The sequence below is a fragment of the Candidatus Marivariicella sp. genome, from assembly GCF_983056325.1.
Map to the genome: position 1 here is coordinate 1 of NZ_CEZOWA010000016.1, position 23938 is coordinate 23938.

Here is a 23938-nt window from a genome sequence, read left to right on the forward strand (position 1 = left end):
CCACCACCAGAACATATTTCACACCTACCTCCAGATACATTGAAACTAAACCTACCTGGTTTGTAACCTCTAATTTGGGCTTCTTGAGTTTTGGAAAACAATAGTCTCACTTCACTAAAAACCCCGCAGTAAGTTGCTGGATTACTTCTGGGTGTTCTACCAATTGGACTTTGATTAATATCTACAACCTTATCGAGATTATCAATTCCTTTAATTGCCTTAAATGGTAAAATATCTTTAACCCCGTTATAAAAGTGATTGTTAAGTATAGGGTATAATGTATCATTAATTAAACTTGACTTTCCACTTCCCGAAACGCCAGTAACTCCAATCATTAAACCTAAAGGGAAGTCAATTGATATATTTTTTAAATTATTTCCTGTGCAACCTTCAATGGTTATTTTTTTTCCATTACCAGCTCTTCTATTCTTGGGAACTTTAATTTTTAAATTCCCGTTTAAATAATTTGCAGTTATTGTGTCATTTTTTAAAAGTTCTGAAGGAGTTCCCTCTGAAATGATATTTCCTCCATTCACTCCTGCAAATGGCCCTAAATCAATAACATGATCAGATCTTAAAATCATTTCTTTATCATGCTCTACAACTATAACTGAATTACCAATATCTCTCAGAGATTCAAGAGAATCAATAAGTCTTTGATTATCTCTTTGATGAAGTCCGATACTTGGTTCATCAAGAATATAAAGAACACCAACAAGCTGAGATCCAATTTGTGTTGCAAGCCTAATTCTTTGAGCTTCCCCACCAGAAAGTGATTTTGAAGAACGATTTAGCGATAAGTATTTTAATCCAACTGATAACAAAAACTGGAGTCTTACCATTATCTCTTTTACTACTTCATTTGCTATTTTTTTTTCTTGAGATGATAAATTTGATTCGATTGAATCGAACCAATTATATAGATCACTCAAATCCATAGATGACAATTCAAAAATATTTTTGTCGTTAACTTTAAAATGATTTGCTTCGATATTTAGACGCGAACCTTCGCAGTTTGGACAAAATCTAGAATCCATAAAATTTTTAGCCCAACGTTTTATTTTTCTTGATTCATTAGCATTAAACTGACTAATTATAAAGTTTTCTATACCCTCATAATCAATGGAATACTTTCTTGTTACTCCCAACGATTTGGAGTTTAACGAGAATTTATCATTAGCGCCTTTAAGAATAACATCTAAGGCTTCTTTAGGGATTTTACTTATGGGACCATTTAAGTCAAAACCATATCGTTTTGATATTATTTCAATTTGCTTAAAATTCCAATTATTATTGTTTTTTCCAAGAGGAATGATTCCACCATTATTAATCGAGATAGAGTAATTAGGAATGATTTTATCTCTATTAACTATATATTCATAACCCAACCCTTTACAAGATTTACACATTCCCTTTGGAGAATTGAATGAAAAATTATTAGGTTCAGGTTTTGGATAGGAAACACCTGATTTTTCACACATCAAATTACTACTAAAAAACCTAGAATATTCATTATCTAAATCAATTATCATAAGACTTTCATCACCATGATGTAAAGCGGTTTTTATTGATTCTTCCAAGCGTTTTTTAGAAGTATTTAATTGGTTAATTTCTAAAACATCAATAAGTAATTCAATATCATGATTTTTATACCTATCTAATTTCATTCCTCTTGAAATATCCGTTATTTTTCCATCGACTCTTACTTTAATAAAACCCTGTCTTGATAAATTGTCAAACAACTCTCTGTAGTGACCTTTTCTTGACTTAATAATTGGAGATAATACAGCAATTTTTTTATCCGTAAAGTCTTTAAAAATTAAGTCTAAAATCTGTTGCTGAGAACAACTAACCATCGGCTTGTTAGTTTCGTAGCTATATGCAACACCAATCCTCGCATATAAAACTCTTAAATAATCATAAAGTTCTGTGATAGTACCTACTGTCGATCTTGGACTCTTAGACGTAGTTTTCTGTTCAATTGCAATAACAGGAGAGAGACCATCTATTTTATCAACGTCTGGACGTTCCAAATTGCCCAAAAACTGCCTTACATAAGCAGAGAATGTTTCCATATATCTCCTTTGTCCCTCGGCATAGAGAGTATCAAAGGCTAAAGAGGATTTACCACTTCCGGACAAACCAGTTATAACTACAAGTTGATCTCTAGGAATTTTGAGATCAATATTTTTCAAATTGTGAACTCTTGCACCCTTTACATCAATAACATTTTTCAATAGTGATAGCTTGAATATTTTACAAAGATAGCTCTTAAAAGTCCACTAAAAAAGATATAAAATTTTATCTTAAAATAGATGAATGATCGTCCCCTCTAGGGTCAGCACCTGTAGTAATAAGTCCCTGATCATCAACCATAATAGCATCGACTCTTCCAATTATTCTAGAAAAACGTTCTTCTGTATTGTATCCCTTATTCTTTAATTTTGATATTAAAATTGAATCAAATTCTTTTGGTTCAAAAATAACTACATCAGGCATCCATTGATGATGAAACCTGGGGGCATTAACAGACTCTTGAATTCCCATGTCAAATTCATATGCATTTATAATAGTTTGAAAAACAGATGTGATAATTGTTGAACCACCGGGCGTTCCTAAAACCATATATAAGTTTTTGTTTTTTTCTACTATTGTTGGTGTCATAGAACTTAACATTCTTTTTCCAGGTGAGATAGAATTAGCTTCACTACCCAACAAACCAAACATATTAGGAACTCCAGGTTTGCTACTAAAATCATCCATCTCATTATTTAAAAAATAACCTCCATCCTCAACATAAACCTTTGATCCATAACTTCCATTCAATGTAGTTGTAACTGAAACTGCGTTACCGTCCTTGTCTATAATTGAATAGTGCGTGGTCTCCTCAGTTTCATTAAAAATAATTTTTCCTGGATTTATATCGCTTGAAAGTGTTGCTTTATTCCAGTTAAAATTATCCATTCTGTTATTTAAATAAATGGAATCTAAAAGTTCATTTTGAGGAATGTCAACAAAATCAGGATCTCCCAAATACTCTGATCTATCAGCATATGACCTTCTTTCTGCTTCAACCATCAATTGAATTGATTTAACAGAATTATGACCATACTTATTAATTTCAAAAGGTTCAATCATTTCTAACATCTGTCCTAGACAAACCCCACCACTTGAGGGAGGAGCCATTGAAGTAATTGTTAATTCTTTATAGTCAAATTGTATAGGTTTTCTCCAAGTTGGCAAATAATTTTTTAAATCATTTTTATTAATTATACCTCCGGTACTTTTAACCCTATTTACAAATCTTTCAGCATTTATTCCTTGATAAAAACCAGCTCTACCATTTTTTTGAATTAGTTTCAATGTATTTGCTAATGGAATATTAATAATTATATCTCCTTTTTTAAAGTTTTTAGCATAAAAAGTGTTTTTACCATTTACGTTGACAAAATCATTTTTCTTAGCTTCAAAACTCTTTATTTGTTTTTTGGTTACAGCATAACCATTTGTTGCTAAGTCAATTGCTGGTTGAACTAATTGACTCCAAGGAAGAGAGCCCAATTTTTTGTGAATTTCATAAAGTCCAGCAACTGTTCCAGGAACACCTACAGCTAGACCACCGATTGTACTTTTACCCTTAATTACATTCCCTACAGAGTCTAAATACATGTCTCTTGAAGCTAAAGTTGGTGCCTTCTCTCTGTAGTCAAGAGAACCAAAGGTACCATCACTTTTTCTATAAACTAGAAATCCGCCACCAGCTATATTCCCTGCATTTGGATAACAGACAGAAAGAGCAAAATCGGTAGCTATCATAGCGTCAAAAGCATTACCACCATTATTTATAATTTCTATTCCAATATCAGAAGCCTCAACTCTTGCTGAAACAACTGCTGCTTTGATATCACCTTTCAGTGGTGAATTACAATTAAAAAAAATCAAAGCTATTAAAGTTAAAAATTTATTCATGGTGTATTTATATTAGTTATCTATTAATTTTTTATCAACCGCTCGCTTAATATCTTTGAAAAATAGAAAAAATTGAGGTTCTATTAAAGATAAAAGTGAAACAAATTTATCGATACTAGATGAAAACTCTGAAGTGAATTTAGTTCTTCTTTCCATTTTAACAAGTATTCCTTTTAAGCCTTCAATTGTTGAATATAATTTAAACCAATCTTCGCTAATTAAATAATTAATTGAAGAACTAATTTTTATTGGAAGCCTGTCTTTATTTAAAATTAGATTTTCATAAAATTTACTTGAAAATTCTTCCAAGCTTATATTGTTATATTTTGACCAATTTTTAGCTAGTAAATGATCATAAAACATGTCAATCAAAACCCTACTGTAGTGTCTATGAGAATCGAAAAACAATTTCGAATGTTGTTTAAATATTTTATGAGAATCTGTGTAAGAATCTATAAACCTGTGTAATAAAATTCCTTTTTGCCATTGGTAAGGATAATTTGTATAATTATTCCCCTTAACACTATCCGCAATAAAATTACCTATGGCAATATCAGTATTATTTCCAGACAAATAAACATGTGCAAGGTAATTCATGTCGTAAAAGTAAAGTACTTTTTTAATTAATATAGATTATATTTACTTTAATCTCTTAGTATATTTGATCTATGACAATCATAAAATCTATTTCTGGAATTAGAGGAACAATTGGCGGTAAACCTTACAAAAACTTAACACCTATTGACACTGTTAAATATGCAGCTGCATATGGTACATTTTTAAAAAAACAATATCCTAATACAGATATTAATGTTGTTGTTGGAAGAGATGCGAGAATATCTGGAAAAATGATTCAAGACCTTGTGCAAAACACCTTAATAGCAATGGGGATAAATTGTATTGATTTAGGTGTCTCAACAACTCCAACTGTTGAAGTTGCTGTAACAAAGGAGGAAGCACTTGGAGGTATAATTCTGACAGCTAGTCATAATCCTAAAAACTGGAACGCTTTAAAGCTATTAAATAAAGACGGTGAGTTTCTTTCAGCTAGGGATGGAGAAAATATTTTATTAATTGCAAAAAATAATGATTTTCAATTTTCTGAAGTTGAAGATTTAGGTATTATAAAATTAAATTCCTCCTATATAGATTATCATGTTAACAAGGTCATTAATCTTGAATATACAAACAATGATTTAATTAAAAAGTCGAAATTCAAAGTTGTAGTAGATGCTGTAAATTCTTCTGGAGGGATTATCATACCAAAACTTCTTGACAAACTTGGTGTTGATTATGTTCTTTTAAATTGTGATCCAACTGGAAATTTTTCTCATGATCCAGAACCACTGGAAAAAAATTTAACTGAGTTATCTAAGGTTGTTATATCAAATAATGCTGATTTAGGTATAGCTGTAGACCCAGATGTAGATAGATTAGCTTTCATAGATGAAAATGGTGAAATGTTTGGAGAAGAATATACCCTTGTTGCTTGTGCCGAATTTATATTATCAAAAAAAGTGGGAAATACAGTTTCAAACTTATCATCAACACAAGCATTATCCAAAATAACTAAAAAATATGGCGGAAAACATTATGCAAGTGCTGTAGGTGAAGTAAATGTAGTAGAGTTAATGAAAAAAACAAAAGCGATAATTGGTGGGGAAGGAAATGGCGGGGTAATTCTTCCAGATTTTCATTATGGAAGAGATGCTGTTTTAGGTATAGCATTATTCTTATCATTATTAGCTGAGAAAAACGTATCAGTCTCAAAATTAAAAAAAACATACCCTCAGTATTTTTCAAGTAAGAATAAAATAATTCTTACCCCCAAAATAAACGTAGATAAAGTTTTATTAAAAATACATGATAAATATTCAAGTTATAAGCCCATAAGAATTGATGGAATCAAAATAAACTTTGAAAATTCTTGGGTTCATCTAAGAAAATCTAATACTGAACCCATAATCAGAATTTATTCAGAAGCTGATTCAAAAAAAAAGGCAAACGAATTAGCTGAAAAATTTATTTTAGAATTGGGTGATCTCATTTAGGTGCTAAATGTATATACTTAAACCTATTATGAGACCAAAGATATTGAGAGGGATCAATTTTTATTGTTTTTTCTAGCATGTTAAAAAATAAATCAGTTATTTCATTTTCTTTAGTTTTCCTTGGATAATCTGAAATAAGTTTAAAGTCAACTTCATAATATCCTCGTTTAACTCTTTTAATATCTGCATAAACTACAGCCATATCAAAATCCCTAGCAATTCTTTCAGCACCAGTAAATACTGGAACTTTATTTCCCATAAATAATCTCCAATATGTTTTTTCGCTTGGATATGGAGATTGGTCAGCAGCAAATCCATAAACAGCAGTATGATTTTTCTTATTGTGCTCTTTTATAGTTTCTAAAATATGATATCTTGAAATTAAAAACGCATCATGTTTTTCTCGAATTCTCTTAACCAAATTATCAAAGTAAATATTTGATAAAGGGGTATATATACCGTAAGTATAGCTTTCAAACTTTTTTCCTAAAAATAAAATCCATTCATAGCTTGCATAATGACCACACATTATTATTACACTTCTTTTATTTTTTGGAAATTGGGTTAATAAATCTATGTTATTAATTTTAAACCTATTATTTATTGTTTTTAATGAAATAGAAATTGATTTGAACATTTCTAAAAAAACATCACACATATTAGTGTAAAAACTTCTTTCAATTTTTAATCTTTCAATTTCGGACTTATTAGGGAAAGAAAGCAAAATATTTTTTCTTATCATTGCTCTTCGATAGCCTGTAAAGTGAAAAAGAAAAAAACTTATAATGTCTGACAAAAGGTATAATAACGGAAAAGGAAGCAAAGAGATTATAAGTATAATTGGGAATAATAGTATAAAAGCAATACGCTTCATGTTAAATGTTTTATGCAAATTTAATAGATTTGACCTCAACTATTATTTATGAGCATATCTTTTGAGGTATTAAGTATAATTTTAATAAATTCTATTGTCAGCTTCAAGGGGTTTAATGATAATATATTTTTTAACAACTTTCACTTCAAAATTGATAAAATAAAAACTGGTGAGTATTTTCGTTTAATATCTTCAGGTTTTTTGCATGTTGACAAACAACATCTTCTTTTCAACATGGTAACTCTTTATTTTTTTGGAGATTTTGTATTAAACATGTTTGGATCCTTTTGGTTCTTTTCGATGTATGTTTTTTGTCTAATTTCTGGAAATATTTTTTGTTTTTTAATACACAATAAAAATAATTTTTATTCTGCAGTAGGGGCTAGTGGAGCTGTGACAGGAATATTATTTAGTTCAATTTTAGCATACCCAGATTTGAAACTAGCATTACTTTTTTTTCCTATCCCAATGCCTGCATATGTTTTTGGAATAATCTATTTAGCATACACATTTTACGGTATAAAAAAAGAAAATGATGGTATAGGCCATTCAGCACATTTAGGAGGGGCGGTAGGAGGGATTTCACTATCTATAATATTAGCACCTCAACTAATTTTCTTATCATTTGAAACGCTTTTACTTTTATGTATAGTTATAATTTTAGGTGCAGTTTATTTTAGAAAAAGTCTTACTAATTTTAATTAAATAACTCAGAAATCTTTGATTCTAACTGAAAGCCCCTAAGGTTTCTGGCGATAATAATTCCTTTTTCGTCTAGAATAAAACTTGCAGGTACAGCTCGAACTTTATAAAGTCTTGCAATTGGATCTTGCCAAAATTTTAGATTTGAAACATGTTTCCAGATTAAATAATCATCTTCTATTGCACGAAGCCATTGGGGTTTACTTTTATCTAATGAAACTCCTATTATTTCAAATCCTTTTTTATTAAACTTATTATAAATTTTAACAAGATTTGGATTTTCTCTCCTACAGGGTCCACACCAAGATGCCCAAAATTCTAGAAGAGTAATTTTACCTAACTCATCATTTAAATTTAGTATTTTGCCATCTGGAGTAGGGGCTGAAAAATTTGGTGCAAAGCTCCCTATATCAACTGGTTGTTCAGGATTGTTTAGGATGGTTTCTATTTTTTTTCCAATATCAGATTTTTTTATGCGATCTGTAAAAGAATTATAAATTTCTTTTGCTTCAGATACAGATAGAACATTTTTATTTGCTATAAAACGTTCCAATAGAATTACACTTAAATAAGAATCGTAATTTCTCTTTAAAAAATCAATTTCATAAACGTGAATTTGATCTTGAATGTTTTTATAATCTTCCTGAAGATCCTTTACAAGCTCGTTATTTCCGACTCTTGCCGCTTGTTGTAATTCTATTCCAATCTCTTCAATTGATTTTACAAAATCTTTTGTTTCAAACTTATAATCATTAAAATGGTCATTCGATGTTGTACCTGAAATTCTGGATGAATCGATACTGTCTTTATAAATATCCATTCTGACATTTCCCTCTTCCACTATAACCGGTAAATTAAAATTAAGTCCTTCAACCTGAATAAAACTAATAGATGGGTTTACTGCAATACCCTTCATTACAAATTGATTGTCTTTAGTTAAAGCTGAGTCAATTTTTGATGGTTGACCATTTAAATTAGCGACGACTCGATATACCTGGAGACCATCCTTAATTTCAATGTTTCCCGAGATTGTATAAGAACCAGGTTCTGAATTACAAGATGTTATTAAGAATAATATACTAAAAGCCATAGAGAGTGATGTAAGAGCTGGCTTTAAATTTAATTTTAATTTTTTCATAATTCAAAATTACAAATTTGATTTTGCATCATGTAATTTATAAAGATCTTTTTAATGAACTATATTTGTGATTATTTAAATTTTATGGCTGGTAATAGTTTTGGAAACATATTTAAATTAATTTCTTTTGGAGAATCTCATGGTCCCGCTATAGGGGGTATTGTTGAAGGCTGCCCCTCAGGAATTAAAATAGATATCAATAAAATTCAGAATGATCTAGACAGAAGAAGACCTGGACAATCATCGATTGTTACTCAAAGAAAAGAAGCAGATAAAGTAAATTTTTTATCTGGTATTTTTGAAGAAATGACAACTGGAGCTCCTATTGCATTTGCAATATATAATACAGATCAAAAATCAAAAGATTATGGACATATAAAAGAAAGTTACAGGCCTTCTCATGCTGATTTTGTGTATGATAAAAAATATGGTCACAGGGATTATAGAGGTGGAGGAAGGAGTTCTGCAAGAGAGACTGCTGCAAGAGTTGTTGCTGGTGGAATAGCTAAACAATTTTTAAATTCAATTAGATTTACTGCATATGTTAAATCAGTTGGATCTATTGAATTAAACAAGCCTTATCAAGAACTTAATTTTAACAATATAGAATCCAACCCAGTTAGATGTCCAGATAATGTAATTGCTTCGCAAATGGAGACTTACATAAAAAAAATACGAAAAGAAGGAAATACTATTGGAGGGGTAATAAGGTGCGTGATTCAAAATGTTCCAGTTGGATTGGGTGAACCAGTCTTTGATAAACTTCACGCACAGCTTGGAAAGGCAATGCTGTCTATTAATGCTGTAAAAGGATTTGAATACGGTAGTGGATTTATTGGAACAAAAATTAAAGGCAGTGACCACAATGATCTTTTAAATACAGACGGAACAACAAAGTCGAATCTTTCAGGTGGAATACAAGGGGGTATATCTAATGGAATGGATATATATTTTGATGTTGCTTTCAAACCTGTGGCAACAATAATGCAAGATCAAGAAACAATTAATAAAGATGGAGACAAAGTTGTAATTCAAGGAAAGGGTCGACATGATCCGTGTGTAGTTCCAAGAGCAGTTCCAATTGTAGAAGCTATGGCTGCACTAACAATCGCGGATTTTGTATTATTAAATCGTACTATCAAACATAATTACTAAAACTATGAAGAATTTGGCTTTACATTGGAAAATTATTATTGGAATGATTCTAGGCGTTGTATTAGGGGGGTTAGCCTCTTTAGCACCTTGGGGAAGTGAATTTGTGTCGGATTGGATAAAACCATTTGGAACAATTTTTATAAACTCTTTAAAGCTAATTGCAATGCCATTAATTTTAGCATCGCTAATAAAAGGTGTGTCAGATTTAAAAGATATTTCAAAACTATCAACTATTGGAGGTAGAACAATTTTAATTTATTTATGTACGACCGTTTTGGCTGTAATTATTGGTCTTGTACTTGTAAATACTGTCTCACCAGGGAAAAGCATTAAAGAAAGCACAAGAAATGAATTAATGTCAGATTACGAAAGTGATGCTACTGAAAAACAGAATGCTGCTGCCAAACAACAAGAAAGTGGTCCACTTCAGGCTTTAGTTGATATTGTACCAAGTAATATATTTGCTGCTACTACTAATAACAGAAACATGCTTCAAGTCATATTTTTTGCTCTATTTTTCGGAATCGGTATAATTTTGATTCCAGAAGAAAAATCACGTTCAGTTAAGGCATTTTTCGATTCATTTAATTCAGTAATACTCAAACTAATAGATATAATAATGTTAGCATCTCCTTACGGAGTCTTTGCCCTATTAGCAGCACTTGTAGTTGAATCTCCAAGCCTTGATTTGTTTAAGGCTCTTGGAGCATATTCTTTAACTTTAGTTTTTGGATTAGCCTTAATGATTGTCATATATGTGCTAATTGTTAGAGTTTTTACTGGTGTAAGTCCGAAAAAGTTCATGAATGGTATAGCTCCGGCTCAACTCCTTGCTTTTTCAACAAGTTCAAGTGCAGCCACTTTACCTGTAACAATGGAAAGAGTTGAAAAACATTTAGGGGTCGACAAAGAGGTTTCAAGTTTTGTTCTCCCAATAGGAGCGACTATAAATATGGATGGAACGAGTTTATATCAAGCAGTTGCTGCTGTCTTTATAGCTCAAGCTTTTGGTTTAGAATTATCAATTGAAGTGCAATTAGGAATAATTTTAACCGCAACTTTAGCTTCAATCGGCGCTGCTGCTGTTCCAGGTGCAGGAATGGTTATGTTAGTTATAGTATTAGGTCAAGCAGGAATTCCAGAGGCTGGACTAGCACTTATATTTGCTGTTGACAGACCGCTAGATATGTGCAGAACTATTACAAATGTTACAGGTGATGCAGCTGTATCAATGCTAGTTGCAAAATCTGTGGGTAAACTGAAAAAATCCTAAAATTTTTATAATATAATCCTTGATAAAATTTCTTTATTTGGTATCTCACATTCATCAAATCTTTTAAAAACTAAATATCTAGTTTTCGCAACAATTCTATATAAGATATTGGATAATACATTAGGGGATATTTTCAAAAAATAATATATTATATTTTTTATTTCAAGATATTTTAATATTTCAAATACTGCTTTAGAATATAGATGAGGGGGAGTGTTTGGTAGATGAAAAATAACAGTATCAAAAGATTTTAAATTATTTTCAGATATAAAATTACTTCCAAAATCACCCTGTATTGGAGCGTAATAAAGTTTGTCTTTTTTATCATTGTCAATCGCATACCTAATCCAATAGTGACATAGTGGACAATGCCCATCATATAAAATTATTACTTTGTCTAAATTATTTAACATATTCTAATTGATCTACATCCACTTGTGTAGTGAATTTACCATAATTTACAATTGCTTTATTTTTTTTTATTGAGTCAATTGTACCTATGGATTTACTGTACTGAAGTCTAACATAATCACCAATCTTCAATGTAATATTTAACTTTTTAACCGCAACTATTAACGGTTTTTTTTTCTCATTTCTTATTGTTTGTATCTTTTTTTGTAACTCAATTTCTGTGGTTTTTTTTATTTTTTTTTGATTTTGTATTACTGCTGCTGATTTTTTATTTCGTTTTGCATTTTCTGATTCAATTAATTGAATTGCATCTGAAATCATTGGTCTTTTTTTATTGTTAGCAAAGTACTTCTCAGCAATTTGATCAATTTTATTCCCAAGTAAAATCATTTTTTTGTTATGATCATATAACTCTTGATAATTTGTTAATTTAATTTTAGTTTTTTGATTTAATTCAGCAAGTTTGTTTGATTCCTCTTCCGCTATTATCTCTTTTTTCTTTAAAGACAAACCTGTTTTAGCCATTGAATTTCTTTCCTTTTGAAGCTTAGCAATAGTTGCATCAAAACGTACTTTACCTCTTTCAATTTTCTTTTTTGCTTTATTTATTAAGCTGTATGGAAGTCCATTTTTTTGAGCTACTTCAAAAGTAAATGAGCTTCCTGCTTCTCCTAAAACTAATTTGTATATGGGTTCTAATGTATTACTGTCAAATTGCATATTTGCATTTGACATTGCAGGTAATTCACTTGCTAGAAGTTTAAGGTTGGAATAGTGGGTAGTGATTAGACCAAAAGATTCTCTGTTATAAAATTCTTCTAAAATTACCTCAGCTAAAGCCCCTCCTAACTCTGGATCAGATCCAGTTCCAAATTCATCGATCAAAAATAAAGTTTTTTTGTTACATTTTTTTAAAAAAGTCTTCATGTTCTTAAGTCTATAAGAATATGTACTTAGGTGATTTTCAATGGATTGGTTATCTCCTATATCTGTAAGTATTCTGTCAAAAAAACAAATTCTGCTTCGTTCATGTACTGGAATTAAAATACCACTTTGGATCATCAACTGGAGTAATCCTATGGTTTTAAGAGTAATACTTTTACCTCCAGCATTGGGACCAGAAATAACGATAACTTTATTTCTGTTATTTAAAGAAATATCTTGAGAATAAGTCCTAATTCCATTAATTTTATTGGATCTATACAATAAAGGGTGGTAAGCATCGAAAACTTCGATTTCTTGAATGTTTGAAATCTTAGGCATAACTCCATCGATTGCTTGAGCATAACGAGATCTCGAATAATATAAATCAATGTCAATCAAGTAGGTTTGGTATAACTTTAATAGGGGAAGAAAAGCTCTGAAATAGTCTGTTAGATAACTAAGTATTTTCTTTATTTCTTCATCCTCTTCAAAAAGTAAATTTTGAAGTTCTCTAGATAATTGAAATGTAGCTTCTGGTTCAATAAAAACGATACTTCCTGTTTTCGAACTCCCCATTATGCCTCCTTTAACTTTCCTTCTGTACATAGCCTTAACAGCAAGAACTCTTTTATTGTCAATAACTGATTCTCTTATTTCATCTAAAAATTCTAGATTATTATAATGGTTTAAGGATTTATTGAACGATTGACCTATTCGACTTCTGACTTCTTGTGATTTTTTTCTTAATAAATATAAATTTTCAGAAGCATTGTTGTTAATCTCTCCAAAACGATTAATAATATTATCAACTTCCTTTTTAATTTCTTTATTAATTTCAATGTTACCTCCTAAATCAAATAAATTGGGGTAATACGTTTTAAATTTTTTAAAAAAAACTAATAATTTATTTACTGTATCCGAGGTTGATGCAATATTTCTGAAAGATTCTATGTCAAGAACACTATTTTCAATTTTTAACAATTGAAAAGCGTTTACCAAAGATTCAAAACCATGATTTGGAATCCTGTTTTCATTTTCAAAAGATGATTTATATTCTGATGTTAGTAATAAGGATCTAATTTTATCTTGATTGTCATCAATAGGAACAGTATTTAAAATTTTATCCTTTCCCATTGGAGTGATGGCAAATTGAGATATTTGAATAAGTACTTCTGTAAACTCTAAATCTTCAAAAGTTTTAGTAGGGATATAGACCATTTGATTTTATTAAATTAGCCACAACAAAAGTAACAAAATCGTGGATCTGAATATACATCCTTCATGGGAAAATATAATTCTAAATGAAAATAAAAAGAAATACTTTCAATTCCTTGTTGAGGATATTGAATATAATTACCAAAAAAAAATCTGTTATCCTCCTTCAAATTTAATATTTAATGCTTTTAAAGTTTGTTCCTTATCTGCTTTAAAGGTCATTATACTTGGGCAAGATCCTTACCACGGAAAAAATCAAGCAAATGGCTTATCATTCTCAGTTCATAAAACAGAGAAAATCCCACCGTCACTAGTTAATATTTTTAGAGAAATTAAAGATGATTTGAAAATATCTCAACCTCAACATGGTGATTTAAATTGTTGGGGGAAACAAGGAGTTTTATTACTAAACTCGACTTTGACAGTTGAAAAAGATAAACCAGGAAGTCATCAAAAAAAAGGATGGGAAATTTTTACAGATAATATCATTAAGGAAGTATCATTAAATAAAAATAATATTGTTTTTATGCTCTGGGGTAACCATTCTAAAATTAAATCTAAATTAATTGATAAATCAAAACATCTGGTTTTAACTTCTGGGCACCCTTCTCCATTATCAGCAAATAGGGGGTATTGGTTTGGAAATAAACATTTTAGTAAAACAAATAAATATTTAATTACTAAAACAGGGAAGTCAATACTATGGGATGTAAATTAACCTCCTATACGCTTAACCTTGTGACCATTTTTAATTAAATAATTTATAATTTTATCTCTAAAATTTCCCTGAATTATTATTTCATTATTTTTAATGGATCCACCCGTTCCAATTGAAGTCTTAATATTCTTAGCAAGAGATTTTAATGATATAATATCTCCCTCAAACCCCTTAATTATTGTAACAATTTTTCCAGCTCTGCCTTTATTGGAAAAATGTGCTTCTAAATTTTGAGATTTTAATAAATTATCATTCAAAATATCTTCAAGAGGTTCAATATTAGGAGATAAATCTTCAAAATTAATATTCTTAAGGGATTCAAAACTATTTAGTGACTTTTTTGACATCAAAATATTTTAGTGAAAATTACAAATTATAGTTAAGTTTCATACATTTATAACATAGGATAAATTTTATTAATAAATTGAAATGTTACACAAATTTAAATGAATTTTTTAAGAGAAAATATATCAAAAACTAGGCTACTTGAGCTATATAGTTCATTAATTCTTCCACGAAAAATAGAAGAAAAGATGTTACTTTTATTAAGACAAGGTAAAGTTTCAAAATGGTTTGGAGGAATTGGTCAAGAAGCCATTTCGGTTGGGGTTACCTCTGCTCTGAAAGATGATGAGTATGTTTTACCTATGCATAGAAACTTAGGAGTTTTTACCACTAGAAATATTAAATTAAGAAAACTATTCGGTCAATGGCAAGGAAAACCATCCGGTTTTACAAAAGGAAGAGATAGAAGTTTTCACTTTGGAACTCAAGATTACAACATAGTAGGAATGATATCTCATTTAGGACCTCAGTTTGGTATTGCAAATGGTATAAGCCTGTCCAGTAAAATACGAAAAGATAAATCTGTCTGTGCAGTATTCACGGGTGAAGGTGGAACAAGTGAAGGGGATTTTCATGAAGCTTTAAATGTTGCCTCTGTATGGAGTTTACCTGTTTTATTTTGTGTTGAAAATAATGGATATGGCTTATCTACACCAACAAATGAACAATTTGTTTTAAAAGACATCTCCGAAAGGGGTAAAGCTTATTTAATGGAATCTTATACTATTGATGGTAATAATATATTAGAAGTTTATTCAAAAGTTGATAATATATTAAAAAGTCAACGTAAAAATCCCAGACCAGTCCTAATTGAATTTAAAACTTTTAGAATTAGAGGTCATGAAGAAGCTAGTGGAACTTCTTATGTTCCTGAAAACCTTATGACTGAATGGAAACTTAAAGATCCTATTTATAATTATGAAAACTTTTTGTTTAAAGAAGGTGTTTTGAATGAGGAAATCAAAAAAAAAATACATGTTAATATAGATAATGAAATTAAGTCAGAATGGGATATAGCAAATCATGCTTCAGAAGTTGAATCAAACATAAAAAATGAAATAGATGAGGTATACTCTCCAACATCAATTAAATTAGAAGTAAAAGCCAAACAGGAAGGCGTAAATAGAAGATTTGTTGACGTCATTTCGGATACGCATCATGAAGCAATGGAATTAAATGATGATCTGGTTATTATGGGGCAGGATATTGCAGAATATGGAGGGGTATTTAAAATAACAGAAGGTCTTTTAAAAAAGTATGGAAAAGATCGAGTTAGAAATACACCTATATGCGAATCAGTAATTATTTCTACAGCATACGGCTTAGCAATCAAAGGTCATAAATCAATTGTTGAAATGCAATTTGCAGATTTTGTTTCAAGTGGTTTTACACCTGTAGTTAACCTTTTAGCAAAATCTTATTACAGGTGGGGTCAAACTGCCAATGTTGTTATTAGGATGCCTTGTGGAGGTGGAGTAGGAGCGGGTCCATTTCATTCACAAAGTAACGAATCCTGGTTTACAACAGTTCCAGGTCTTAAAGTTGTATACCCCGCTTTTCCTTATGAGGCTAAAGGGTTATTACATACGGCAATAGAAGATCCAAATCCAGTATTATATTTTGAACATAAAAAACTTTACCGGTCTATTGAAGAATCTGTTCCAAATGAAAAATACTCTTTGGAATTTGGGAAAGCCTCAATAAGAAAAAAAGGTACTGAACTTGTTATAATCTCCTACGGTCTTGGAGTACATTGGGCTATTGAGGAAGCAAATAAATATCCTGATGAAAAAATATCCGTAGTTGATTTAAATACACTTGTTCCTTGGGATAAAATTACAGTTTTTGAAATAGTTAAAAAATGCAATAAAGTTATTCTACTTCAAGAAGACAGTACGTTTGGAGGTTATATGGGAGAAATCTCTGCACAAATAGCAGAAGAATGTTTTGAACACCTTGATGGACCAATAATGAGAGTGGGATCTTTAAATACACCAATACCGTTTGCCGCAAAACTTGAAAAACAGTATTTACCACAACAAAGGTTAAACGAAAAGGTAATTGAACTATTAAATTATTAATTATCTCTTTTTTCAAAGTTTTCATTTTTTTTATCATTTACTCTCCTAAAAATTAGGACAATTATTAAAATTGCTAATAAAGAATAAAAGATAAACGGAATTATGATTAAAAGTTTCAAAATCAAATTTTTATTTAGCAGTCACAGCAGTTCCATATGCTAAGATTTCAGAGGCACCTTGCATAACCATTGAAGTGGATATTCTAACATTAACAATGGCATTAGCACCCATTTTTACTGCGTCCTCTTTCATTCTAGTTATAGCTTGCTCACGTGAATCTGCTTGTAATTTTGTGTACTCTGAAATTTCTCCACCGATAAGATTTTTTAAACCTGCAAATATATCAGAGCCAATATTTCGAGCTCTAACTGTACTTCCACGTGCAATTCCGTATACTTTTGAAATATTTAAATTAGGTATGTCAGGAGTAGTAACAATTATCATTTTAAAAGATTTTTATCTATGTTAGGGAAAAGTTTTAGTGCATTCTCAAAATACAAAGGTTTTAAAACTGAGTCTGGTAAAGAGAGACCATACATCTTCCAATGAGCATGTCGCTTTCTGTAATAGTCAAAATATTCATCATCAGTCTCTAATACTCTAAAATAAGTATAATATTCTGATACATTGTAAGAATCCTTTCCAAAAAGAATACGGTTTTTATATTTAATCAGAAAGTTTCTAGCTCTTTTTGGCTGCCTCCCTAATTCAGCAAGAACAGCACCAATTTCAGTCATAACATTTTTATACTTATCTAAATGATCAGATAAAGCATCTAGATCATTGGCCATCCATCCCATATGAGCATTTATAAAAGTTGTACCAGGGTGTTTTCTAAAAATATCGTGTTGTTCAGATATTATAGTGTCAAATGAAGGATATTTAGATGAATCTCCACGATAACGACTCGGTTTTTGTCTTAATTCGAGCCATCTTTCATTGTATTTATCTTTATCTAGCCAGAATGCTTCGGGTTCACCACTATGGATTAATACCGGGATATTTAACTTCCCACATAGACTCCAAATAGGATCTAATCTTGGATCATTAACTTTAATCCTATTTCCACTGGAATCCATATCTGTCAAACCCAAAGATTTGTAGACTTTTAAGCCTATAACACCAGCATTTACGGCATCTTGAATTATTTTAGTGGTGTTTGATTGAAAATCAGATTCATCAATTTTTTCAAAATCTATATTCACGAATAAACCAAATCGAGTAGGGGCAAATTCATTAATGTTTTTTAAAGATTTTTCTAAATATAATCCCCTAAAACCACTTAGATTTACCATAAATGCCATATTTAAACCATCCATTTCAGAGACAAGATCATCAAGATTTTTTATTGGCATATCAAATTGATGATTATGAACATCTATAAATGGATATTTAGATTTTTTTAATAATGTTTCATTTACATTTAAAGTTGAGATGGGGGAATAATCCTCAATATCCATTAAATTATGTTTTATTTGTATGTAGGAAACTGAAAAATATGTTATTGCAGTAACTATAAGTATGAATAAAACTGTTTTGATTAAGTTTTTTAGGGTAATCCAAATCATATTAAAACAATTAATTGTTTATTTAATCTAAAGGTATAAGAACTAATGTTGAATCCCAACGAATTCTCAGAGCAGTACCAAGATTATCATCAATAAAATCAATGGTTAACTGTTCAATCATTTCAGTCATTTGTTTTGATGAAACGTTAATTGAAATAAGATCATTATTATAGTCTGGTTCAATATAACCAAAAGCACCAGCATCAGTATTTAAAGTAACTTTCCATGAATCTTTAGATGGAACAGCATACATTCTATATTTACCTGGCTCAATCATACGTCCTGCAAATGAAATTGATTCATTTGTTTCAAAAGTTGTTGCAAAATTTGCACCAAGTCTCCAATAATTATTAAATGGAACTAAAGCTTTTTCTGAAGATTCACCAAAGATTAATCTTTCTTTTTTAAAAGGTCTGCTATAATCGACTTCCATGATCAAAGTATCTTTATTTAATTTCGAAGATCCTCGTGGACTAGAGGGATTAATGAATGAAACGTAAGCACCCCAAAACAATAATACAACTATTAATAAACCAATTACTTTTAAAATATTTGATATTTTCATAATTTATTTTTTTACAATTTACATATTATTTAAGAGGGTAATGATATATGAGACAATAAATCCTATTTTACATAATATAAATTATAGACTATTTAAATGAATCGCTCATATCATATAAATAGTACTATATTTAAGCATAAATCATACAATGAAGGATGATAAATTAGGATTTTGGTCTAGCACTTCCCTAGTTATTGGAAATATGGTTGGCTCTGGTATATTCTTACTTCCTGCATCCTTAGCTATATATGGTACAATAAGTATAATTGGTTGGCTGTTTTCATCTGTAGGTGCTATTTTATTAGCATTAGTATTCGGAGAATTATCTAAAATTTCAAATAAAAATCCTGGTGGACCGTATTATTACACAAGGAAATCATTTGGCGATTTACCTGCATTTGTTGTTGCTTGGGGATATTGGATTTCTATTTGGTGTACAAATGCAGCTATTACTGTTGCATTACTTGGATATTTAGGTGTATTATTTCCAGAACTTAACTCCAATCCAATGTTATCAATTTGTACAGGATTATTTTTTATTTGGTTTTTTACATGGATAAATTCAAGAAAAATAAGCACTATTGGTCTTGTTCAGACTGTTACAACTGTACTAAAAATTATCCCAATAGTCATTATAGGCTTTATCGGTTTATTTTATATTGATTTTAGTAATTTTTATCCTTTTAATGCCTCAGATCAATCTGATTTTGAAGCTATAACTGCAACAACAACTTTAACTTTTTTCGCCTTTTTAGGCATGGAAAGTGCGACTATACCTAGTGATAAAGTTAATAATGCAAGTCAAACAATCAAAAAAGCTACTATTTATGGTACATTATTTACCATAATTATATATCTAATGAGTACTATCTCTATAATGGGATTAATACCTCTTGATGATTTAGCTAATTCAAATGCTCCTTTTGCTGATGCTGCAGAAATAATTTCAGGTAGTTTTTCTAGAAAAATTGTTGCTATTGGCGCGGTTATCGCTACCATGGGTGCTTTAAATGGGTGGATCCTTATTCAAGGACAGATTCCAATGTCAGCTTCTATTGACAGGTTGTTTCCTAAGATATTTGGGAAGAGAAACAGTAACAACTCCCCTATTTCAGGAATTATAATCTCCAGTATTTTAATCTCATTTCTTTTACTTTTTAACTTCTCTAAAACTTTGGTTGAAGCCTTCACCTTCATGATTAAATTATCTACTTTATCTGTTATAACTCCATATTTATTTTCCACAGCTTGTCTGGCTCTTTTATCAAAGACCAATAATTTTAGACTAATAATTTCTTTTTTAGCATTTATTTTTTCAATTTGGATAATAATTGGTTGTGGAATTGAAACTGTAACCTTAGGTTTTATTATGTTACTAACTGGTATTCCTTTTTATTTTTGGTTGAAAAGGAAATAAACAATTAAAAGAAAATGGAAAAATACTACATAAACCCAAATATTGAAGAAGCTGAAACCTTACCATCCTCTTTTTACAGAAGTAAAAAGGTTTTCAAAAAAGTCAAAAAAAATATTTTTCTAAAAGCTTGGCATTTTGTTGGAGATGAAAATAGCCTAATCCCTTTAAGTAAAAGTGCTTATCCATTCATATTGTTGGATAATTTCTTGAGTGAACCCATGGTTTTAGTCAGAGATAATAACGATGAAATAAAGTGTTTTTCTAATGTCTGCACCCACAGGGGGAACATCGTAATTAGTGATCCTGGTAAGTATAAGAGTTTAACATGTGGCTATCATGGAAGAAAATTTGATTTAAATGGAAAATTTAAATCAATGCCAGAGTTTCAAAAAACAAAAGATTTTCCAAGAGCCTGTGATCATTTAAATGAATTTAAGATAGAAAAGTTAGGTCCATTTTTATTTGCAGGGATTAATCCAAAATTTGAGATTAATGACACCATTAAAATTATGAACGAAAGAATTGGTTTTCTCCCCATTAATCAATTCAAGTTAGATGAGAATAAAAGCAAGGATTACCTAGTTAATTCAAATTGGGCACTTTATTGTGATAATTTTTTAGAGGGATTCCACATCCCGTTTGTTCATAATGATCTTAACGATGTACTAGACTATGGAGAATATGAAACAGTAGTATATGATAAAATGAATCTTCAAATTGGCTATACAGACTCCAGTGAAGAAGTTTTTGATTTACCCAAAAATCATCCTGATTATGGTAAAAATGTTGCAGCATATTACTATTGGATTTTTCCAAACCTTATGTTTAACTTTTATCCCTGGGGGTTATCAGTTAATATTGTTAAACCTCTATCGATTAAGCAAACAAGAGTTTCTTTTAAATCGTATGTTTATGATGAGTCTAAATTAAGTAATGGTGCTGGAGCAATTTTAGATAAGGTAGAAAGAGAGGATGAGTTTGTAGTTGAAGGAGTTCAAAAAGGAATTAATTCCTCATTTTATAAATCAGGTCGCTTCTCTCCTACTAGAGAAAAGGGAGTACATCATTTTCACAAACTACTTTCAGATTTTATAAATTAAAAATCTCTGATTTAAAGCAAGTATATATTTGTGTGAACAAAATACCTTATAATCTTTTTCAGGGTTTTAGATTTATAAACTATAACCTATTATTTGGATGGTATTGGATCAATATAATTATCATAGTTTGTGAAATGGCTTGATCTCATAATAAAAACATAATTTTCGAAAAAATTTATGATTTTCAGTTTTAAAAAATTTACGTTTATGATAATTTATATACAAATAAGCGCCTAATTCTTCTTAATTTCTTATTCTCTTTACTAAATAATACAATCCTCCGGATGACCACAAAGCCCATAATACCAATACAGGCTGAAAAAACAAACGTAATAGACGTCTGGTATCTGTATTTAAACCAAAAGCATTTATATTGTTTACATATTGATTGATATTCCCTGGAAAAATTAAAATGTAAAAAATTGCTAAACTAATACCGGTCATTACTTTTAATTTTCTACCTAGGACCATTAAAACACCAAAAATAATTTCTGCAATCCCGGATGCAAGAATCACAAAATCCATTAAATTTTCTTTGCTAGTTATCCAAGTAGGTACCTGTGCTTGAAATTCAATTCTACTAAAAGTTAAATGTCCAAGACCTATATAAATCATTATTATGCCTAAAAGAACTCTTAAATCATTTTGTAAGATGGTTGTTTTTATTTCCATATTTTTATAAATATAAAAAATCATACTCTAATGAAGAACTATTTTGCATCACTACTACTCTACTCTTCTATTGTTTTTTGTTCGTTTGGTCAAATTGAAGAAAGTCAATCAATTGATGATATTTTCATAGAATGGAATAAACCAGACACTCCAGGAGCTGCATTAGGAATTGTTAAAGATGGTAATCTTATTTATTCTAATGGATATGGGATTGGAGACTTAGAGCATAATATAAAAATAACATCTTCTTCAGTTTTTTATATTGGTTCAGTTTCAAAACAATTTGTAACATTTAGTATATTACTACTTGAAGAACAAGGAAAATTAAATCTTGATGATAAAATTCAAAAATACTTGCCAGATTTTCCAGAATACGATAGCCCTTTAACTATTCGGCATTTTATTCATCATACCAGCGGTGTTCGTGACTATTTGACTTTAATGTATTTAAGAGGTAGAAGCTATTTAGATAAAACAGATAAAAATGAAGTTTATGAACTTATAAAAAAACAAAAAGAATTAAACTTCTCACCAGGAGAAAAATATCTGTATAGTAACTCTTGTTATTTTATGCTTGCAATGATAATTGAAAAAGCAGCTGGTCAGTCCTTGAAAATTTTTGCACACGAGAATATTTTTGAGCCTTTAGGAATGAAAAATTCACTTTTTTATGACGACAATACAGATCTTATTAAAAACAGGGTGTTTAGTTATAAAAAGAGAAGTAACAAAGAAGGTTTTGATAATTTAATCATGAGATTTGATCTTGTTGGTTCTGGAGGAGTATACTCTAATATAGAAGACTTGTTTTTATGGGATCAGAATTTTTATAATAACAAACTCGGTAAAGGAGGGCAAAAGATTATCAATAAAATGCACAAAGAAGGTCTATTAAATAATGGCGAAAGCAGTGGTTATGCGTTTGCTTTAAATAATGGAGTTTACAGGGGATTAAAAACAGTTAGTCACGCAGGATCACTAGCTGGATATCGGGCTCAATTAATGCGATTCCCAGAGGAAAAAACTTCTATAATTATACTTGCGAACAGAGGGGATTCAAGTCCAACAGTCAAATCACTTCAGATAGCTGACATAATGCTTAAAAATGAATTTTCCGAAGAACCTCAAAATAAAGAAGAGAATACAGGACAAAGCAATAAGAATAAATCAAAAAAGCTTTTACTAAATCAATCTATCAGTAATTTACAAGATTATACAGGAAATTTTTACAGTGAAGAGTTGGATTTTAATTACTTGGTAATCCTTAAAGATGGACAGTTGAAAGTTAAAATTGCAGATTACAAAGCACAAGATCTTATAAAATTTGGCATTGATAAATTTACGATAGATAATGGTTTAATTCATTTTAACAGAGAAAATAAAGTAATTGTGGGTTTTGAACTTGATGCAGGAAGAGTTTCTAATTTAAAATTTGAAAAAAAATATAATTAAAAATGCCAGGAGTTTCTGTAAGGTGATATATCACATATTCATAACTATAACCATTAAAGGTGTTCGTTGAGGTTTCATGAGCTACATTTTTACATGAAATAGCCAATGAAACAAATAATTGTAGAAGAAATAACTTTTTCATTATGTTGATTCATAATTTGTGAATATAAATAATATCTTCAACTTCTTCTATTAGTGATATAATATAAATACAGAAAATATTTATTTAACAATAAAATCAAAATAAGTATTAGGAAAAGGTTCATTTAATAATGTAAAATGCCACCATTCTTTTTCGTAAGGAATAA

The 23938-nt window shown here is 29.9% G+C and carries 21 protein-coding genes; 9 read left to right on the plus strand and 12 right to left on the minus strand.

Annotation, left to right across the window (positions count from 1 at the left end; genetic code table 11):
• From uvrA to AC3ATN_RS06265, 3 genes are all read right to left on the minus strand, one after another.
• A partial coding sequence (gene uvrA / locus AC3ATN_RS06255; RefSeq protein WP_487532404.1) for an excinuclease ABC subunit UvrA occupies nt 1–2237 on the minus strand: 2237 nt, incomplete at its 3' end.
• 64 nt (nt 2238–2301) lie between these two features.
• A complete protein-coding gene (gene ggt / locus AC3ATN_RS06260; RefSeq protein WP_487532405.1) occupies nt 2302–3969 on the minus strand; it encodes a gamma-glutamyltransferase in 1668 nt (555 codons plus the stop codon).
• A gap of 12 nt (nt 3970–3981) precedes the next feature.
• Nucleotides 3982–4566, minus strand: coding sequence for an acyl carrier protein phosphodiesterase (locus AC3ATN_RS06265; protein ID WP_487532406.1), 585 nt, complete (start codon nt 4564–4566; stop codon nt 3982–3984).
• Nucleotides 4567–4637: 71 nt separating this feature from the next.
• Between AC3ATN_RS06265 and glmM the strand changes: the two genes are divergently transcribed.
• A complete protein-coding gene (gene glmM, locus AC3ATN_RS06270; protein WP_487532407.1) occupies nt 4638–6020 on the plus strand; it encodes a phosphoglucosamine mutase in 1383 nt (460 codons plus the stop codon).
• Here the strand turns inward: glmM and AC3ATN_RS06275 are convergent.
• A complete protein-coding gene (locus tag AC3ATN_RS06275) occupies nt 6013–6894 on the minus strand; it encodes a lysophospholipid acyltransferase family protein (RefSeq protein ID WP_487532409.1) in 882 nt (293 codons plus the stop codon). The two genes, glmM and AC3ATN_RS06275, sit on opposite strands and share 8 nt — an antisense overlap.
• A 48-nt stretch (nt 6895–6942) precedes the next feature.
• On the opposite strand from AC3ATN_RS06275, the gene AC3ATN_RS06280 reads away from it, so the two are divergent.
• Nucleotides 6943–7599, plus strand: coding sequence for a rhomboid family intramembrane serine protease (locus AC3ATN_RS06280; protein ID WP_487532410.1), 657 nt, complete (start codon nt 6943–6945; stop codon nt 7597–7599).
• Here the strand turns inward: AC3ATN_RS06280 and AC3ATN_RS06285 are convergent.
• Complete coding sequence (locus AC3ATN_RS06285) at nt 7592–8734, minus strand: redoxin domain-containing protein (RefSeq protein WP_487532411.1); 1143 nt, start codon at nt 8732–8734, stop codon at nt 7592–7594. The two genes, AC3ATN_RS06280 and AC3ATN_RS06285, sit on opposite strands and share 8 nt — an antisense overlap.
• A gap of 84 nt (nt 8735–8818) precedes the next feature.
• Between AC3ATN_RS06285 and aroC the strand changes: the two genes are divergently transcribed.
• Entirely contained in the window at nt 8819–9889 is a 1071-nt protein-coding gene (aroC, locus tag AC3ATN_RS06290; RefSeq protein WP_487532457.1) for a chorismate synthase, read from the plus strand.
• 4 nt (nt 9890–9893) lie between these two features.
• Nucleotides 9894–11162 (plus strand): dicarboxylate/amino acid:cation symporter, encoded by a 1269-nt coding sequence (locus AC3ATN_RS06295; protein WP_487532412.1) that lies wholly within the window; start codon nt 9894–9896, stop codon nt 11160–11162.
• 5 nt (nt 11163–11167) lie between these two features.
• On the opposite strand, the gene AC3ATN_RS06300 is transcribed toward AC3ATN_RS06295, so the two are convergent.
• A complete protein-coding gene (locus AC3ATN_RS06300; protein WP_487532413.1) occupies nt 11168–11575 on the minus strand; it encodes a thiol-disulfide oxidoreductase DCC family protein in 408 nt (135 codons plus the stop codon).
• The gene (locus AC3ATN_RS06305) at nt 11565–13715 is read right to left on the minus strand and encodes an endonuclease MutS2 (RefSeq protein WP_487532415.1); all 2151 of its coding nucleotides are present in this window, start codon (nt 13713–13715) and stop codon (nt 11565–11567) included. Before AC3ATN_RS06305 ends, AC3ATN_RS06300 begins: the two co-directional genes overlap by 11 nt.
• Before the next feature lie 40 nt (nt 13716–13755).
• On the opposite strand from AC3ATN_RS06305, the gene ung reads away from it, so the two are divergent.
• Nucleotides 13756–14430, plus strand: coding sequence for a uracil-DNA glycosylase (gene ung / locus AC3ATN_RS06310; RefSeq protein ID WP_487532416.1), 675 nt, complete (start codon nt 13756–13758; stop codon nt 14428–14430).
• On the opposite strand, the gene AC3ATN_RS06315 is transcribed toward ung, so the two are convergent.
• Nucleotides 14427–14777: a translation initiation factor gene (locus AC3ATN_RS06315; protein ID WP_487532417.1), complete on the minus strand. Its 351-nt coding sequence runs from the start codon at nt 14775–14777 to the stop codon at nt 14427–14429. The genes ung and AC3ATN_RS06315 overlap by 4 nt on opposite strands.
• A 99-nt stretch (nt 14778–14876) precedes the next feature.
• On the opposite strand from AC3ATN_RS06315, the gene AC3ATN_RS06320 reads away from it, so the two are divergent.
• Nucleotides 14877–16856: an alpha-ketoacid dehydrogenase subunit alpha/beta gene (locus AC3ATN_RS06320; protein ID WP_487532418.1), complete on the plus strand. Its 1980-nt coding sequence runs from the start codon at nt 14877–14879 to the stop codon at nt 16854–16856.
• Between the two features lie 129 nt (nt 16857–16985).
• Here the strand turns inward: AC3ATN_RS06320 and AC3ATN_RS06325 are convergent, their stop codons facing one another.
• Genes AC3ATN_RS06325 through AC3ATN_RS06335 form a run of 3 tightly spaced genes read right to left on the minus strand, consistent with a single transcriptional unit; the run spans nt 16986 to nt 18989 of the window.
• The gene (locus AC3ATN_RS06325; protein WP_487532419.1) at nt 16986–17300 is read right to left on the minus strand and encodes a YbjQ family protein; all 315 of its coding nucleotides are present in this window, start codon (nt 17298–17300) and stop codon (nt 16986–16988) included.
• A complete protein-coding gene (locus AC3ATN_RS06330) occupies nt 17297–18424 on the minus strand; it encodes an amidohydrolase family protein (protein ID WP_487532420.1) in 1128 nt (375 codons plus the stop codon). Before AC3ATN_RS06330 ends, AC3ATN_RS06325 begins: the two co-directional genes overlap by 4 nt.
• A 22-nt stretch (nt 18425–18446) precedes the next feature.
• A complete protein-coding gene (locus AC3ATN_RS06335; RefSeq protein WP_487532421.1) occupies nt 18447–18989 on the minus strand; it encodes a DUF2911 domain-containing protein in 543 nt (180 codons plus the stop codon).
• A gap of 148 nt (nt 18990–19137) precedes the next feature.
• Between AC3ATN_RS06335 and AC3ATN_RS06340 the strand changes: the two genes are divergently transcribed.
• Together AC3ATN_RS06340 and AC3ATN_RS06345 are read left to right on the plus strand one after the other, a co-directional pair.
• Nucleotides 19138–20406 carry an amino acid permease gene (locus tag AC3ATN_RS06340; RefSeq protein WP_487532423.1) on the plus strand — a complete coding sequence of 423 codons (1269 nt, stop codon included), beginning with the start codon at nt 19138–19140 and terminating at the stop codon, nt 20404–20406.
• A gap of 14 nt (nt 20407–20420) precedes the next feature.
• Nucleotides 20421–21506, plus strand: coding sequence for an aromatic ring-hydroxylating oxygenase subunit alpha (locus AC3ATN_RS06345; protein ID WP_487532424.1), 1086 nt, complete (start codon nt 20421–20423; stop codon nt 21504–21506).
• 243 nt (nt 21507–21749) lie between these two features.
• On the opposite strand, the gene AC3ATN_RS06350 is transcribed toward AC3ATN_RS06345, so the two are convergent.
• Complete coding sequence (locus tag AC3ATN_RS06350) at nt 21750–22178, minus strand: DoxX family protein (protein ID WP_487532425.1); 429 nt, start codon at nt 22176–22178, stop codon at nt 21750–21752.
• Nucleotides 22179–22208: 30 nt separating this feature from the next.
• Here AC3ATN_RS06350 and AC3ATN_RS06355 point away from each other — a divergent pair, with 30 nt between their 5' ends.
• Entirely contained in the window at nt 22209–23630 is a 1422-nt protein-coding gene (locus tag AC3ATN_RS06355; protein WP_487532426.1) for a serine hydrolase domain-containing protein, read from the plus strand.
• The last annotated feature ends 308 nt before the right edge of the window (nt 23631–23938 follow it).

Coding starts and splice junctions, on each gene's coding strand:
- AC3ATN_RS06350 (WP_487532425.1), bottom strand. CDS start 22,178: ATGGAAATAAAAACAACCATCTTACAAAATGATTTAAGAGTTCTTTTA.
- AC3ATN_RS06340 (WP_487532423.1), top strand. CDS start 19,138: ATGAAGGATGATAAATTAGGATTTTGGTCTAGCACTTCCCTAGTTATT.
- AC3ATN_RS06295 (WP_487532412.1), top strand. CDS start 9,894: ATGAAGAATTTGGCTTTACATTGGAAAATTATTATTGGAATGATTCTA.
- AC3ATN_RS06315 (WP_487532417.1), bottom strand. CDS start 14,777: ATGTCAAAAAAGTCACTAAATAGTTTTGAATCCCTTAAGAATATTAAT.
- AC3ATN_RS06330 (WP_487532420.1), bottom strand. CDS start 18,424: ATGATTTGGATTACCCTAAAAAACTTAATCAAAACAGTTTTATTCATA.
- ggt (WP_487532405.1), bottom strand. CDS start 3,969: ATGAATAAATTTTTAACTTTAATAGCTTTGATTTTTTTTAATTGTAAT.
- glmM (WP_487532407.1), top strand. CDS start 4,638: ATGACAATCATAAAATCTATTTCTGGAATTAGAGGAACAATTGGCGGT.
- AC3ATN_RS06320 (WP_487532418.1), top strand. CDS start 14,877: ATGAATTTTTTAAGAGAAAATATATCAAAAACTAGGCTACTTGAGCTA.
- AC3ATN_RS06345 (WP_487532424.1), top strand. CDS start 20,421: ATGGAAAAATACTACATAAACCCAAATATTGAAGAAGCTGAAACCTTA.
- AC3ATN_RS06275 (WP_487532409.1), bottom strand. CDS start 6,894: ATGAAGCGTATTGCTTTTATACTATTATTCCCAATTATACTTATAATC.
- AC3ATN_RS06335 (WP_487532421.1), bottom strand. CDS start 18,989: ATGAAAATATCAAATATTTTAAAAGTAATTGGTTTATTAATAGTTGTA.
- aroC (WP_487532457.1), top strand. CDS start 8,819: ATGGCTGGTAATAGTTTTGGAAACATATTTAAATTAATTTCTTTTGGA.
- AC3ATN_RS06285 (WP_487532411.1), bottom strand. CDS start 8,734: ATGAAAAAATTAAAATTAAATTTAAAGCCAGCTCTTACATCACTCTCT.
- AC3ATN_RS06325 (WP_487532419.1), bottom strand. CDS start 17,300: ATGATAATTGTTACTACTCCTGACATACCTAATTTAAATATTTCAAAA.
- AC3ATN_RS06280 (WP_487532410.1), top strand. CDS start 6,943: ATGAGCATATCTTTTGAGGTATTAAGTATAATTTTAATAAATTCTATT.
- AC3ATN_RS06265 (WP_487532406.1), bottom strand. CDS start 4,566: ATGAATTACCTTGCACATGTTTATTTGTCTGGAAATAATACTGATATT.
- AC3ATN_RS06355 (WP_487532426.1), top strand. CDS start 22,209: ATGAAGAACTATTTTGCATCACTACTACTCTACTCTTCTATTGTTTTT.
- AC3ATN_RS06305 (WP_487532415.1), bottom strand. CDS start 13,715: ATGGTCTATATCCCTACTAAAACTTTTGAAGATTTAGAGTTTACAGAA.
- AC3ATN_RS06300 (WP_487532413.1), bottom strand. CDS start 11,575: ATGTTAAATAATTTAGACAAAGTAATAATTTTATATGATGGGCATTGT.